Below are 14,315 nucleotides of genomic sequence, written 5' to 3'. Positions count from 1 at the left end.
CCCTCGGAGGCCCCTTGTGACCAGCTCACCCCTGGATTCGCCGAGCGTGCGGCGGACCGTGCCCCCGCCCTTCGCGGCCGAACTGGCCGGCACCCTCAGCGTCCACGCCCAGTACGTGCTGCACGGCAACGTCCGCGACGACTACGTGGTCGGCGCGGACCTCCTCGACGGAAGCCGCCGCTACCACGCCGTCGGCCTGGAGGACCTGCTGTGGGAACAGCTGCGCCGGGCCGGCTACGCGAGCCTGCTGCGCTACGACGCCGTCGCGGGCTTCACCGTCGCGCGCTGCGTCGACGGCCTCGACATGAACACGCTGCTCCAGCAGTCCAGCCGCGGGGTGGGCGGCCGCAAGGAGCCCACCGACGACGACGGCCGGGTGGAGGCGGTCTTCGCCTCCTTCGCGCGCGGCTGGGCCGGCGAGCGGCCCGGCCCCCGCCCGGGCGATCCGCGCTACGACGACTACCAGAAGCCGCTCCCGGCGGCCCTGCTCGTCGACTACGCCTCCCGCATCCCGACCCAGGTCAACCAGCTCAGCGACGCCGAGCGGACGTTCTTCCTGCGCTGCCTGAAGATCGCCGAGGAGGCGGTGCCGATCACCCGCGACAAGTCCGGCCGCTGCCTGTTCAACCCGGTCGTCTGGCTCGCCGACGGCGAACGGGACCTGCCCGCCTGGCTGGTGACGAGCGGCGTGCGGGTGCGCAGCATCGGCGTGCCGATGCCGGACCTCGGCCAGCGGCGCCGGATGGCCGCCCTGCTCGCCGCCCAGGCGGGCCGGTCCGCGACCTCGAACACGCTGGACGTGGGTCCGCTGATGCCGGGGGCCGATCTGGAGAAGGCGTCCGAGGACGACGTCGAGCGGTTCGCCCGGTCGGCGAGCGGGCTGACGCTGCGCGCGATGCGGGAGAGCATGCGGCTCGCCCGCGACCGCAAGATCCCGTTCGCCGAGATGGAACGGGCCGTGCGCACCTACAAGCTGGGCGTGAGCCGCACCCCGTGGACGGGCGGCGCGGTGGCGGAGAGCATCCGGCACGGCGAGAACGACATCCGGGAGCGGGTGCTGGGGCAGGAGAAGGCGGTCACCCAGACGCTGGACGTGCTCAAACGCGCCGCGCTCGGCCTGTCCGGCGCCCAGGCCTCGGGCTCCGGACACCGGCCGCGCGGTGTGCTGTTCTTCGCCGGGCCGACCGGCACCGGCAAGACCGAGCTGGCCAAGGCGGTGGCCCACACCCTGTTCGGCTCGGAGGAGGCGTGCCTGCGCTTCGACATGAGCGAGTTCTCGGCGCCCCACTCGGCGGACCGCCTGGTCGGCGCCCCGCCGGGATACGTCGGGTACGAGGCGGGCGGCGAGCTGACCCGCGCGGTGCGCGAGGACCCGTTCCGGGTGGTGCTCTTCGACGAGATCGACAAGGCCGACAAGGGCGTCCTCGACAAGTTCCTCCAGGTGCTGGAGGACGGGCGGCTGACGGACGGCCAGGGCGTGACGACGTACTTCAGCGAGTGCGTGCTGATCTTCACGTCCAACCTGGGCGTGCACGGCCCGTCGGGCGAGGACGGCCGGCCGCTGGTCTCCGCCGCCGGCGACCGGCTCCCGGAGTCGCCCGAGGAGTGCGCCGAGTTCGAGCGGCGGATCCTGAGCAACGTCCGCCACCACTTCGAACGCACCCTGAAACGGCCTGAGTTGCTGAACCGGTTCGGGGGCAACATCGTCGTCTTCCAGTACATCGACGAGCCCACCGCCCGCCGTATCCTCCAGCTGCAACTGCGCAACATCGCCCGGCACATGGAGCGGCAGAGCGGGCTGCGGCTGCGGGTGCTGCCGGAGGCCGAACGGACCCTCGCCGACGAGTGCGTGCGGGACCGCCACAACGGCGGCCGGGGTATCGGCATGAAGCTGGAGACCCACCTGATCAATCCGCTGGCGCGGGGGGTCTTCGACCAGGGCACGGACCTGACGCCGGGCAGCGTGGTCACCGTCTCGCGGGTCGTGGTGTCGGAGGACGGCGGGGTGGACCTGGACCTGGAGGTGGACACGCCGACGGCGACGACGGGGGCCGGCCCGGCGGGGATGCCGGACGCGTCGGGGATGCCGGACGCGTCGGGGATCTCCGGGATCTCAGGGATGTTGGACAAGAGCCTGTGACGACGGAGGAGCCCGGGGGCCCCGGTCCCCGGTACGTGGACCGGGGACTCGCGGACGACGACGCCCTCCTCCGCGACGACGACCAGGAGGAGTACGCCACACCGCCACCGGCATGGACGGACGTCCCCCAGCCCCGGACGCCGACACCGCAGACACCGCAGGACGGCACGGCACCGGACCCGGAGCCGCCGGCGGGGGGCCCGGGAGGCGCGGGTGCCGCGGCTGCGACGGGCCCGGGAGGTACGGGGGGCGCGACTGCGGCGGACCCGGGAGGCACCGGGAGCTCTGCTGCGACGGACCCGGGAGGCACCGGGAGCACGGCTGCGACGGACCCGGGAGGTACGGGGGGCGCGGCAGCGGCGGCGCGGGCGCACCACCACGTGGACCGGGCGCTCACGGACGACGACGACCCCCTCATCGACGACGACCAGGAGGCGTACGTTCCGCCCCCACCGGTGTCGACGGACATCCCCGCGCCCAGAACGGAGACACCGGAGGCACCGGAGGCACCACGGGGCGGCGGGGCGGCGACGGGCCGGGCGTACGGCCCGGCGGCACCGCCGTACGCTCCGACATCGCCGTACGCCCCGGCGGCGCCGCCGGTCGATGCCGCCCGGCGGGTCCGGCCCTGCTGGCAGTGCGGGCATCCGCTGCCCCCGGGGACGTCGTCCTGCCCGGAGTGCCTGGAGCCCACCCGGCATCTCCGGCTGATCGGCAGCCGGCCGCGGCTCGACCTGCGGCACGGCGAGGGCGCCCCGCTCCGGCTGGGCCGGCACCCCGTCTGGGCCCGGCCCGAGGTCTTCGGTGCCCTCCAGTGCGAGCGGGAGGTCTCCCGCTGTCACGCCGTCGTCCAGCTCGCCCCGGACGGCACGCTCTGGCTGACGGAGAACCCCCGCGGCACGGCGAACGGCACGTACGTCAACCACGAGCGGATCCCGCGCGGCGGCCGGGTCCGGCTGGAGGACGGTGACGTGATCGGCCTCGGCGAGAAGGTGGCGTTCACAGTGCTGCTCCCGGACCCGGCCGGATAGCCCCGGCCGGCCCCGGGCCGGGACCGCGCGGGTCCGGGACTGCCCCGGGCCGAGACCCCCCAGGCCGAGACTGTGAGGGGCCGGGACCGCCCCTAGCCGAGACCGCGCGAGGCCGAGACCGCCCCGAGCCGAGACCGTGGGGGGCGAGACCGCCCCGAGCCGAGACCGTGGGGGGCCGGGGCCGTGGGGGGCCCATGGGGGCCGGGACCGCACGCCGGGCCCCGACCTCACAGGCCCCCGACCTCACAGGCCCCGGACCGCACCGTTCCCTCGGCTACGGCAGCCCCCGCTCCGGCACGATCACCGCCCGCAGCGGGGCGAGCAGCCGGTTCGCCACCCGCACCCCCTCGTCGGTCGCGAGGTCGTGGCAGGCCAGGACCTCGGCCTGCAACGGCTCCGGACCGCACCGGTCCCCGAAGAGGACCAGCGCCTCGCGCGGCCGGTGCCGCCGGGACAGCCACAGCAGTCCCTGCGCGTCCTCCGCCTGCCGGCGGACCTCCTGTGCCCAGTAGCGGGTCTGGGGGTAGTCGTCGGAATCCAGCAGCCAGGTCGTCTGGCACACGGCGGCCAGGTCCTCCTCGGTGCGCAGGGAGACGAGGGTGAGGTCGGTCCCCGTGACGACCTCCGCGAGCGTGTACTGGCCGGCCTGCGCCCACTTCACGAGGCGGTGGCCGGTGTCGTGGTCGAAGTCCATGGACCGCAGCAGCACCTCGGCGAGCGCGGTGGTGGGCCGGCGGGCGGCGTAGAGATAGGGGTAAGGGTCCTCGGTGGTGCCGTCGAATCGGCTGCCGCCGAACAGGACGTGCTGCTCGGTCTTGTTGAAGTCGGTCGCCGGATACTCGGAGCGGCAGCAGCGCCACAGCCGAGTGCCGGCCGGGAACACGGTGAACCGGGGCCGCACACCGTCCGCCGGAGGAGGCTGCTTGGTCATCGGTCGCCCTCCACCAGTGCCAGGGCGGCGGCCGCCAGTCGGTCGTCGGGCACCCGGCCGAGCAACTCGGCGGGGGCACCGCCCAGCCAGGAGTTGCCGCCCAGCCACCAGTCGGCGGCCCCCCAGGGGTCCCGGTCGGCGAGGAGGATGCGGTTGATGCGGACGACGATGTCGAGCGGGCGCCCGGTCTCCGGGTCGAACTGGAAGTCGGGGCTGCGCCGCCCGGCCCGCGGGTCCTCCGGGTCGGCCAGCACGATCACGTCGGCCGGACTCGTCCCGGCGACGGCGGTCCCGTCGGGTGCGGCCGCACGCGAGGGCGCGGCGAGCAGCCGCCGCCGGGCGGCGGCGAGGACGGCGGCGACGGGATCGGCATCCGCACCGGCACCGGCACCGGCACCGGCACCGGCACCGAGACCGGCACCGAGACCGGTATCGAGGTCGTCCGGGGGGCCGCCGCTGTCGGGAGCGTCGGCGGCCGGCGCCGCGTAGAGGGCTTCCAGGGCGGCGAGGACGGCGTCCGGGGCGGGCGCCGCGGACAGCGCGACGGCCGACCGCTCCTGCCGGCTCAGCATCGTGCCCAGTTCGCCCGCGTCGTCGGGCACGGGCCACAGGGACTGGAGGACGGCGGTCACGGCCCGGGCGGCCCGGGCGGGGTCCGCGCCGGCCGCCCGGAGTCCCTCCAGCCTGGCCAGGAAGGCTTCGAACTGCTCGTCGTCCAGCCACCGTCTGATCTCGGCACGGTTGCGCGCGAGCAGGGCCAGCAGCTCATGGGTGTCCAACGGTGTTCCCTTCGTGCCGGACGGGTGCGGTACTGCCTTGGTGGATGAAGGGCGCCCAGACCTCCAGTGGCAGCGCGGGCTTCCCGGCGACCCGCGCGGCCAGCGGCCTGGACAGGCCGGGGACGGCGGGGCGCCGGGCGTCGAGGGCCCACAGCTGGGTCCGCCGCAGTGCTCGGGCGGGGTCCGTGCCCTCGGCCAGGAAGTGGTGCAGAACGTTCATCAGGACGGCCGCGCCGCGGTCCGCCACGGCCCACTTGGAGCCGATGACGTCGGCGGCGCCCCGGGCGACGAACGCCGTCGTGAGGGTGAGCGTCTCGTCGTGGTCGCGGGTGCTGAGGTCGGTCTCGCAGGCGCTGAGCACGATCAGCGGCCCGGCCGCGCCGGGCGGGCCGGTGGGCGCCCCCAGCAGTTGCCGCACGGTGAGCACACCGGTGTCGTCCTCGCCGCCCTCGCGCACGCCGGAGCCGTACGCGGGCCGGGGGTGCAGCAGCAGCCCCGACACGGTGGGCCGGCCCCCGGCGATCCCGTGGGCACTGAACTGCACCAGGGTCGCGGGCCGTTCACCGGTGCCCCCGGGCAGCAGCGGGAGCAGTTCCCCGGGCGTGCCGTCCACGGGCGCGTCGAGGTCCATGAGGTCGCCGTAGCAGCGGGCCGCCGGATAGCGGTCGCGCAGCCCCTGGATCTCGAACAGGGCGTACGCGAGGGTGCCCCGCGGATCCGCGACGAGCACGGGGGCGTCGGCCACCGGGAGCCGCTCGCGGGCCGCCGACCGTACGAACTCGGCGCCCGAGGCCGCGTAGCTGATGACGGCGTGGTCGACGGCGTACGCCGGCCGGTCCCCCACGGTGCCGCCGAGCCGGGCCGCGTGCCAGGGCACGGACCCGAGGTTCCCGGCGGGCAGGAGCACCAGCCGCACCGGGTCGTCGGGGGTGGCGGGCCGGCCGGGCCGGGCGACCCCGAGGACCGGCTCCAGCACGGCGGGTCCGGCCCAGGCGCACACCTCCTCCAGTGCGCCCTTCCACACCTCCACCGCTCGGCTCGGGGTCCGGTCCGTGGCCGCGGAGGTGAACGCGGCGTAGGCGGACCGGTCACGCGCCGCGTCCAGGTACGCCTCCAGCGGCGCGCGCTCCGCCCCGGCCAGCCCGGGCAGTTCCACGGTGAGCGGCGCCGACCCGGGCCGCACCACCAACGCCCATCCGGGCCCGTCACCGCCCCCGGCCACCAGATGCACCACGGCGTCCACCCCGACTCGCCCGGCGGTGTCCGCGAGCTCCTGCCAGGCCGGCACCGCGACGGGCGCGGCCCGGTCCCGCAGCGCCTCCAGCGCGCGCCGCCGCAGGGTGCTCGGGACGAGCGCTCCGGCCTCCGTCCCCCCGCCGACGGCTCCCGGCGCGTCCGCGGCCGCCGCGGCGCCCGTCGCTCCCTCGGCTCCCTCGGCTCCCTCGGCTCCCTCGGCTCCCTCGCGGACGGCCTTCCTCCACTGCGCGGCGAGGTCGTCCCGGCCGCACTCCTCCAACTGCTCCGGCACGCTCGCGGACGCGGCGACCGCCCGGAGCACGAGGGCCCGGCCGGCTTCCACGACCCGCAGGGCCGTGGCCGCGTCACCGCTCTCCGCGGCCCAGACGGCGGCCGCGACCCCGCGGTCGGCGGCCGCGCGGGCCGCCGAGAGACCGTGTTCGGCGCCGATCTGGAGGAGGACGTCCTCGGCGACCTTCTCCAGCAGCCGTTCGATCGCTTCGAGGGCGCGTGCGGTGTCACCGTCCGCGCCGCGGCGCCGGAGGAAATCGGCGAGCAGCCGGTAGACCTCCTGTGCGGTGCCGCAGGAGGTGTGGTCGCCGATGGCCGCGCGGGCCGCCTCCAGTTCCTCGATCGCCTGGTCGAGGGCGGCCGGCTCGCCCCGGCGCTCGTACTCGATGCCGAGGACGAGGGCGATCCCCGTCCGGGTGCGGATGTCCTGGTCGGCGACGACGGCGGGGCTGCCCAGCGATTCCCGGATCCGGTCGACCTCGGCCAGCAGGCTGCCGGCGGACGGGGTGACGAACTGCTCCAGGGCCCGGGTCATGACCCGCACCGCCGGCATCACCCCGCGCAGGACCACGGGCAGCGCGGGGTGTTCCTGCGACTCGCGCAGATACGCCACCGCCCGGCGCAGCGGCGGTCCCACCGTGCCGCCGGCCCGTCCGATGGCCAGGGCCCGGCGCAGTTGGAGGAACCCGAGGATGAACAGGACGGTATTGGCGGACGCGTCGTCCTCGGTCAGTTCCTGGCGCATCTCCAGCAGGATGTCGCCGATCTCGTCGAGGGTGTCGAGGTCGTCGTCGGCCGTCTGACCGATGCGCTGGTGCAGCAGCAGGGCGCGCCCGGAGTTCACCAGCTCCCGGCCGTGCGGCCCGGTGGGCATGTGCCGGACGACGTCCCCGACGTCGAAGTTGTCGGAGAGCAGCCGTTGCGCGGCCTCGATGTCCGCCAGGTTCCCGCCGCTCATGGAGATGCCCGCCAGTGCTCCGGCGCGCAGGATGTCCAGCACTTCGCCGGGCGCGTCCTGGTCGCGTGACGCCTGGAAGAGCAGTTCCGTCGCCTCGGTGATGCCCTCCGCGTCCGCCGTGCGCAGGGAGAGGCCGAGTCGGGCGAGTCCGGCGGTGGCGCGGTCCTGCCAGGAGTCGAGGGGGAGGTCACGTACCGCCTGCTCGGCCTCGTCCTCGCTCAGGATGCCCGGTCCCATCACCTCCAGCACCGGCAGCAGCTGCTCCATGGTCCGCCGCGCCTCTTCGGTGACGTCCGTGCCGGACGCGGTGGTGTCCGTGCCGGACGCGGTGGTGCCCGTGCCTGACGCGGTGGTGCCCGTGCCGGACGCGGTGGTGCCCGTGCCGGACGCGGTGGTGCCCGTGCCGGACGGGGTGGTGCCCGTGCCTGACGCGGCCTCCGCGGTGGTGCCGGGCGACGGCGCGGAGCCCGGCAGACCGTCGATGAGTTCCATGGCGACGTTGAGGAAGGTTGCCACCTGCGGCGGCATCGTCCCCGTCGCGTTGGCGAGGGCCCCCAGTTCCAGCAGGGAGGCCGGGTCATCGGCCGACTGCATCTTCTGCAACATCCGCGACCACTGGTGCAGGGCGGGCTGCTGCGCGGGGTCGGCCGTCTCGGTGAGTTCGGCCAGCAGCGTGCCGACCTCGGCCAGGTCGTCGCGCAGCCCGGATCCGCCGGGTGCCATGAAGGCGGCGCCGACCGACACCAGGTGCAGGAAGTCCTCGCGTCCGCGCATGGCCAGGTCCGGGAAGCGCGGCACCAGCAGCTTGACCAGCAGATGGGTCTGGGCCTCCCGCCGCCGGACCTGCCGCTCCGTGACGGGGACCGCTTCCCGGGCCTCGCGGAGCAGCGCGGCGGCCTCGTCGCGGCCGCCGGCCCCCTGGTCGGCGAGGTACCGGACGGCGAGCAGCGCGCCGCGGGCGGCCCGGTGATCCCGCCGGGCCGCTTCGACCTCTTCCGCCGCCGCTTCCGCCTCCGCCCGCTCCAGCTGGAGCAGCACCTGCTCCGTCTCCCCCGCCGCGGGCGGTTCGGCGCCCTCGCCGGCGGCGATCCACGCCTGGCAGAGTTTCTCGGTCCGGCCGAGCAGGGCCCCGGATCGCCATCCGTCCCCGCCCCCGGCCGCCGTCTCCCGTGTGCCGCTCTCCGTCACGCGCCCCTCCCCCGGATGCCGTTCGCCCACATAGTGGCGCGGCTGGGACGGGTGCGGAGGGTGTTCGGCCGTATTTCAGCCGTGACGACCGGCAATCAACCGGGTTCGGGGGAGGTGGGGAGGGAGGTGCCACCGGCATCATCGTGAAGGGGGCGCCCGCGCCGGCCAGGGCTACGGACCGGGGGAGGCCCTCGGCCCGCGGCCGCCCCCCTCCCAGCGACGGGGCCCTGCCGTTACAGCCCGACCCCCACCATCACCGGCTCGTTGACCAGCGTGATCCCGAACGCCTCCCGCACTCCGGCCACGACCTCACGTGCCAGCGTCAGCAAGTCCTCGGTGGTGGCCCGGCCCCGGTTGGTGAGGGCGAGCGTGTGCTTGGTGGAGATACGGGCGGGTCCGTCGCCGTAGCCCTTGGTGAATCCGGCCTTGTCGATGAGCCAGGCCGCGGAGGTCTTGGTGTGTCCTTCTCCCGCCGGGTAGGCGGGCGGCTGCGCGCCGTCCCCGAGCCGCTCCCGCACGCGCGCGTGGAAGACGGCGAAGTCGGCGTCGGTGAGGATCGGGTTGGTGAAGAAGGACCCGGCCGACCAGGTGTCGTGGTCCTCGGGGTCGAGCACCATGCCTTTACCGGCGCGCAGCTTGAGCACGGTCTCCCGGGCCTCGGCCAGCGGCACCCGGTCGCCGGCCTCGACGCCCAGCACGCGGGCGGTCTCGGCGTACTTGAGGGGCGCCGACAGTCCGCCGGCGTCCTCCAGCGCGAAGCGGACGCGCAGCACGACGTACCGGTCGGGTTCGGCCTTGAAGCGGCTGTGCCGGTAGGAGAAGGCGCACTCCTCGTTGCTCAGCGCGACCGTCTCGCCGGCGTGGCGGTCGTAGGCGATGACCTCGGTGATCGTGGAGGAGACCTCCTGGCCGTACGCGCCCACGTTCTGGAGGGGGGTGGCACCGGCCGAGCCGGGGATGCCGGCCAGGCACTCGATGCCGGCGAGGCCGGCCTCCACGGTGCGGGCGACGGCGTCGGTCCACACCTCGCCGGCCGCCAGTTCCAGCGTCGTACCGGTGAGTTCGTATCCGCTGGTGGCGATGTGCAGGGCGGTGCCCGCGAAGCCCTTGTCGCCGATGACGAGGTTGGAGCCGCCGCCGATGACGAGCAGCGGAGTGCCGTCGGCGTCCGCCCGGCGCACGGCGGCGACCACCTCGGCGTCGGTCGTCGCGGTCACCAGCCGGGTGGCGGGGCCGCCCAGCCGGAAGGTGGTCAGCGGGGCGAGCGGGGCGTCGTGGAGTTCCAGCACGCGCCCAAGCCTACGAGACGGCACCGACAGCCCCGCCCGCGCCTTCTCCGCGCACTCACCGCGCGGAAAGGCGCTCCGGACACGCGTAAGGGGCGCCCCGCAATGAAGAACGCCCCTTACCCACTGCTGGGCCCCCGGGCCCGTGGCTCGCCCGCCTCAGGCCAGCCGCACGACCGCCCGCGACATCCCGAGCACCTTCTGCCCGCCGCTGGTCACCGTCAGGTCGACCCGTACGGTGCGGTCGTCGAGCTTGGCCGCGACCTTGCCGGCGACCTCGATGACGGCGCCCCGGTCGTCGTCCGGCACGACGACGGGCTTGGTGAAGCGCACGCCGTAGTCGACGACCGCGCCCGGGTCGCCGGTCCAGTCGGTGACGACACGGATCGCCTCGGCCATGGTGAACATGCCGTGGGCGATGACGTCCGGCAGGCCGACCTCCTTGGCGAACCGCTCGTTCCAGTGGATCGGGTTGAAGTCCCCGGAGGCACCCGCGTACTGCACGAGGGCGGCGCGGGTCACGGGAAAGGACCGGGCCGGCAGCTCGGTGCCGACCTCGACGTCGTCGTAAGCGATCTTCGCCGTCATGTCAGCTCTCCTCGGCGGCGCGCGCCACCAGCTTGGTCCAGGCGGTGACGACGTGCTCGCCGGCCTCGTCGTGGACCTCACCGCGGATGTCGAGGATGTCGTTGCCCGCCATCGACTTGATGCCTTCGATGGTCGAGGTCACCGTGAGCCGGTCACCGGCGCGGACCGGACGCCGGTAGGCGAACTTCTGGTCGCCGTGCACCACCCGGCTGTAGTCGAGGCCGAGCTGCGGGTCCTGGACGACCTGTCCCGCGGCCTTGAACGTGATGGAGAACACGAAGGTCGGCGGGGCGATCACATCGGAGTGCCCGAGTGCCTTCGCGGCCTCCGGGTCGGTGTACACCGGGTTGGTGTCCCCCACGGCCTCCGCGAACTCACGGATCTTCTCCCGGCCGACCTCGTAGGGGTCGGTGGGCGGGTAGGTCCGCCCCACGAAGGACTGGTCGAGCGCCATGGGCTCGGCACCTCCTGGTTGCTCTGCTGACCGGTGTCGCCTCTGCTGACCGGTGTTGCTCTACTGGCCGGTACGGGTCGCTCAACGACGCGAGGCCGCCCCCGATCACTCGGGGACGGCCTCGTGTACGAGCCTGTTTTATCGCGTTTCGCGGTGCGCGGTGTGCGCGTTGCAACGCGGGCAGTGCTTCTTCATCTCAAGACGGTCCGGGTTGTTACGCCGGTTCTTCTTGGTGATGTAGTTCCGCTCCTTGCACTCCACGCAGGCCAGCGTGATCTTCGGGCGGACGTCGGTGGCAGCCACGTGAGTGCTCCTTGACGAACGGATGGGACATTTAACGCAAGAAAGAGTAGCCGATCGAAGGACCGACCCCGCAATCGGCTACTGACAGTAGCGGTGACCGGACTTGAACCGGTGACACAGCGATTATGAGCCGCTTGCTCTACCGACTGAGCTACACCGCTGCGATGCGATCGGGCCCCGCCTTGCGGCGGGAACCTCTCACACCAGAGCCCCAATACGGAATCGAACCGTAGACCTTCTCCTTACCATGGAGACGCTCTGCCGACTGAGCTATTGGGGCGAGCGATGAAGACATTACACGGTCCGCCGCCGTTCGCCCAAATCCGTTTGCCGGGCCCGTCCGGGGACCCCGGCGGGACCCGCCCGCGCACCTCCGCCCGGACCTCCCCCGGCCGTCCCCCGGACCTCCCTCGGCCCCTTTCCCGCAGGTCCCGCGGGTCCCCTGCGCCCGTCCGGCCCGCCAGAACCACACCGGTACGACTATTGCGCTCCTCCCCGACAGCGCCGGACGGCCGCCCTAGGCTCGACTCACTCTGCGTGATCTTCCCCGCCGCCGAGCCCCGCCCGGCCCGCCCCCCACAAGCCCACCGGCCCCCTCCCCCGCACCCCCGATCTCTTTGCTCTCCCCCTCCCCCACACCGCCGAGCCACTGGAGCGCGATGCCCGACAGCCAGCCGCAGCCGCCCCACTCGCCGTGCCCGCCCCCGCCCGCGCCGCCCGCCCCGCCGTCACCCCCCTCGACGTCCTCGCCCGGCGCGTCGGACGGTCCCGCGGACGGGCGGCCCGACCCGGCCGTCCTCCTGCTGTGCGGCGCGCGCCTCACGGACGGCCGGACCGTGGACGTACGGCTGAGCCGCGGACGCATCGAGGCGGTCGGTACGGCCGGCAGCCTGGCCCCCGGCCCGTCCCGCGGCGCCGGAACCCGTCTGGACCTCGGCGGCTACCTCCTGCTGCCCGCCCCCGCCGAGCCCCACGCCCACGCCGACACCGCCCTGTCCGCGGACTCCGACGGCCCCGTCCCGTACGCCCCCCTGGACGTCCAGCGCCGCGCCACGGAGGCCGCGCTGCTGCAACTCGGCCACGGCGCGACCGCGCTCCGCGCCCACGTACGGGTGGGCGACGTCCAGGGGCTCGGCGCACTGGCCGCCGTACTCCGGGCCCGGCGCGGCCTGCGCGGACTGGTGGAGCTGACGACGGTGGCGATGCCCCGGGTGCTGACCGGGCTGGCCGGCGCGGACGGGCTCGCGGTGCTGCGGGACGCGGTGAAGATGGGCGCCTCCGTGGTCGGCGGCTGCCCGGACCTCGACCCCGATCCGACCGGGTACGTGGAGGCCGTCCTGGCCGTCGCCTCCGAGCACGGCTGCCCCGTCGACCTGCACACCGACGCGGCCGACCCGGCCCGCCTGGCCCGCCTCGCCGCGATGGCCGGCGGGCTGCGCCCCGGCGTCACCCTCGGCCCTTGCAGCGCCCTGGCCCACCTCCCCGCCGAGGCCGCCACCCGCACCGCCGACCAACTGGCCGCCGCCGGGGTGACGGTGGTCTGTCTCCCCCAGGGCGGCTGCGGCTCCGTGGAACGCCGCGGCACGGCGCCCGTACGGCTGCTGCGCGCCGCCGGCGTCCGCGTCGCGGCCGGCAGCGGCGCCCTGCGGGACGTGTCCAACCCGGTCGGCCGCGGCGACCCGCTGGAAGCCGCCTACCTCCTCGCCTCCCGCCACGGCCTGCGCCCCGAGGACGCCTACGACACCGTCAGCGCGGCCGCCCGGGCGGCCCTGGGCCTCCCCGAGGTCCGGCTCGAGGCGGGATTCCCCGCCGACCTCCTCGCGGTCCGGGGCGACCGGCTGCCCGCCGCGCTGTCGCTGGCGTACAGCCGGATCGTGATCCACCAGGGCCGGGTGGTGTCGCGCACGAGCGCGGTCCGCGAGTACTGCGACTCGGCGGCGGCCGTGGAGCTGGGGCTGCCGCGGCAGGGGCGGGGCGAGGTGTCCTGAACCCGGCGGATCGATGCGCCCGTTCACGCGTTCGACCTGGGCGGCGGACGGGGCCGTTCGGGCGTACGGTCGGAGGCATGCGCATTGTCATCGCTGGAGGTCATGGTCAGATCGCGCTGCGGCTCGAGCGCCTGCTCGCCGCGCGCGGGAACGCCGTCGCGGGCATCATCCGCAAGGCCGAGCAGGCCGACGACCTGCGGGCCGTCGGCGCCGAACCGGTCGTGCTGGACCTGGAGTCGGCGTCGGTCGAGGAGGTCGCGGAGCGGCTGCGGGGTGCGGACGCGGCGGTGTTCGCGGCGGGAGCCGGTCCGGGCAGCGGGACGGCCCGCAAGGAGACCGTGGACAAGGGCGCGGCGGTCCTGTTCGCGGACGCGGCGGTCCGGGCGGGCGTACGGCGCTTCCTGGTGGTGTCGTCGTACGGCGCGGACGCCGGCCACCAGGGCTCCGAGGTCTTCGACGTCTACCTGCGCGCCAAGGGCGAGGCGGACGCGTACGTCCGGGGCCTGGACGGCCTCGACTGGACGATCGTGCGTCCGGGTTCGCTGACGGACGACCGGGGTTCGGGTCTCGTCCGGCTGGAGGCGCACACGGGCCGCGGCGCGATCCCCCGCGACGACGTGGCCGCCGTCCTGGCGGAGCTGCTGGACACCCCGGCGACGGCCGGCCTGACCCTGGAGCTGATCGGCGGGTCGACGCCGGTGTCGGTGGCGGTGAAGTCGGTGGCGGGCAACTGAGACCCGCCGTCCGGCGACGGCAGCCCGGCGCGGCGCGGCTGAGGTAGGACGCCCCGCCGCTCCGCCGCTCCGCCGGTCAGGCGGTCAGGCGGTCAGGCGGTCAGGCGGTCAGGCGGTCAGGCGGTCAGAACAGCGGCAGCTGGCCGGGTATCTCGGCCACGACGTATCCGTCCAACGACGGCTGCGCCGCACCCAATTGCGCCGTCCGGCGGGAGCCGGGGCAGGAGGTGAGCCGCCCGCTCTCCCGCGCCCCGGGCGGATCGTGCCGGGCGAACCGCCCGGCGACGACGGCGATCTCGCGACGGCACTCGGGGCAGGTTCTGCGGCGGCTGGACATGGGGCCAGTGTGCCCGAGCGCACCCCCCGCGTCCCTTCCGCCCCGCGGCCGCCGCGATCCGCGCCCCAGGG

Annotated in this window: 12 protein-coding genes and 2 tRNA genes; 4 read left to right on the top strand and 10 right to left on the bottom strand. The window is 74.9% G+C overall.

The window, feature by feature from the left end:
- The first annotated feature begins 16 nt into the window (after positions 1–16).
- On the top strand, positions 17–2,140 hold the full coding sequence (locus tag ACFYWQ_RS05835) for an AAA family ATPase (protein WP_389513209.1): 2,124 nt from the start codon (positions 17–19) through the stop codon (positions 2,138–2,140).
- A gap of 380 nt (positions 2,141–2,520) precedes the next feature.
- The gene (locus ACFYWQ_RS05830) at positions 2,521–3,171 is read left to right on the top strand and encodes an FHA domain-containing protein (RefSeq protein WP_389513207.1); all 651 of its coding nucleotides are present in this window, start codon (positions 2,521–2,523) and stop codon (positions 3,169–3,171) included.
- A 274-nt stretch (positions 3,172–3,445) separates the two neighbouring features.
- On the opposite strand, the gene ACFYWQ_RS05825 is transcribed toward ACFYWQ_RS05830, so the two are convergent.
- The 9 genes from ACFYWQ_RS05825 to ACFYWQ_RS05785 all read right to left on the bottom strand — a co-directional run bounded on the left by ACFYWQ_RS05825 (position 3,446) and on the right by ACFYWQ_RS05785 (position 11,465).
- A complete protein-coding gene (locus ACFYWQ_RS05825; protein ID WP_389513205.1) occupies positions 3,446–4,102 on the bottom strand; it encodes an RES family NAD+ phosphorylase in 657 nt (218 codons plus the stop codon).
- On the bottom strand, positions 4,099–4,881 hold the full coding sequence (locus ACFYWQ_RS05820; RefSeq protein ID WP_389513204.1) for a hypothetical protein: 783 nt from the start codon (positions 4,879–4,881) through the stop codon (positions 4,099–4,101). The genes ACFYWQ_RS05825 and ACFYWQ_RS05820 overlap by 4 nt, the downstream gene beginning before the upstream one ends.
- The gene (locus ACFYWQ_RS05815) at positions 4,868–8,554 is read right to left on the bottom strand and encodes a CHAT domain-containing protein (RefSeq protein ID WP_389513202.1); all 3,687 of its coding nucleotides are present in this window, start codon (positions 8,552–8,554) and stop codon (positions 4,868–4,870) included. Before ACFYWQ_RS05815 ends, ACFYWQ_RS05820 begins: the two co-directional genes overlap by 14 nt.
- A 233-nt stretch (positions 8,555–8,787) precedes the next feature.
- Positions 8,788–9,843 (bottom strand): UDP-N-acetylmuramate dehydrogenase, encoded by a 1,056-nt coding sequence (locus tag ACFYWQ_RS05810; protein ID WP_389513199.1) that lies wholly within the window; start codon positions 9,841–9,843, stop codon positions 8,788–8,790.
- Positions 9,844–9,999: 156 nt separating this feature from the next.
- Complete coding sequence (locus tag ACFYWQ_RS05805) at positions 10,000–10,428, bottom strand: MaoC family dehydratase (protein WP_389513196.1); 429 nt, start codon at positions 10,426–10,428, stop codon at positions 10,000–10,002.
- A 1-nt stretch (position 10,429) separates the two neighbouring features.
- Complete coding sequence (locus tag ACFYWQ_RS05800; RefSeq protein WP_389513194.1) at positions 10,430–10,882, bottom strand: MaoC family dehydratase N-terminal domain-containing protein; 453 nt, start codon at positions 10,880–10,882, stop codon at positions 10,430–10,432.
- 138 nt (positions 10,883–11,020) lie between these two features.
- Positions 11,021–11,185 carry a 50S ribosomal protein L33 gene (gene rpmG, locus ACFYWQ_RS05795; protein WP_003948671.1) on the bottom strand — a complete coding sequence of 55 codons (165 nt, stop codon included), beginning with the start codon at positions 11,183–11,185 and terminating at the stop codon, positions 11,021–11,023.
- 88 nt (positions 11,186–11,273) lie between these two features.
- Positions 11,274–11,346: transfer RNA gene (locus tag ACFYWQ_RS05790), tRNA-Met, on the bottom strand.
- A 46-nt stretch (positions 11,347–11,392) separates the two neighbouring features.
- A tRNA-Thr gene (locus ACFYWQ_RS05785) sits at positions 11,393–11,465 on the bottom strand.
- 379 nt (positions 11,466–11,844) lie between these two features.
- Between ACFYWQ_RS05785 and ACFYWQ_RS05780 the strand changes: the two genes are divergently transcribed.
- Both ACFYWQ_RS05780 and ACFYWQ_RS05775 read left to right on the top strand, forming a co-directional pair.
- A complete protein-coding gene (locus ACFYWQ_RS05780) occupies positions 11,845–13,173 on the top strand; it encodes an amidohydrolase family protein (protein WP_389513192.1) in 1,329 nt (442 codons plus the stop codon).
- A 77-nt stretch (positions 13,174–13,250) separates the two neighbouring features.
- Entirely contained in the window at positions 13,251–13,907 is a 657-nt protein-coding gene (locus ACFYWQ_RS05775) for an SDR family oxidoreductase (protein WP_389513190.1), read from the top strand.
- 124 nt (positions 13,908–14,031) lie between these two features.
- Here ACFYWQ_RS05775 and ACFYWQ_RS05770 read toward each other — a convergent pair whose 3' ends face one another.
- Positions 14,032–14,244, bottom strand: coding sequence for a hypothetical protein (locus ACFYWQ_RS05770; protein WP_389513189.1), 213 nt, complete (start codon positions 14,242–14,244; stop codon positions 14,032–14,034).
- Positions 14,245–14,315: the final 71 nt, after the last annotated feature.

The sequence above is a fragment of the Streptomyces sp. NPDC003247 genome, from assembly GCF_042888135.1.
Classification (GTDB): Bacteria; Actinomycetota; Actinomycetes; order Streptomycetales; family Streptomycetaceae; genus Streptomyces.
Note: the sequence above shows the minus strand (reverse complement) of the source record. Positions and strands in the feature narration are given on the sequence as shown.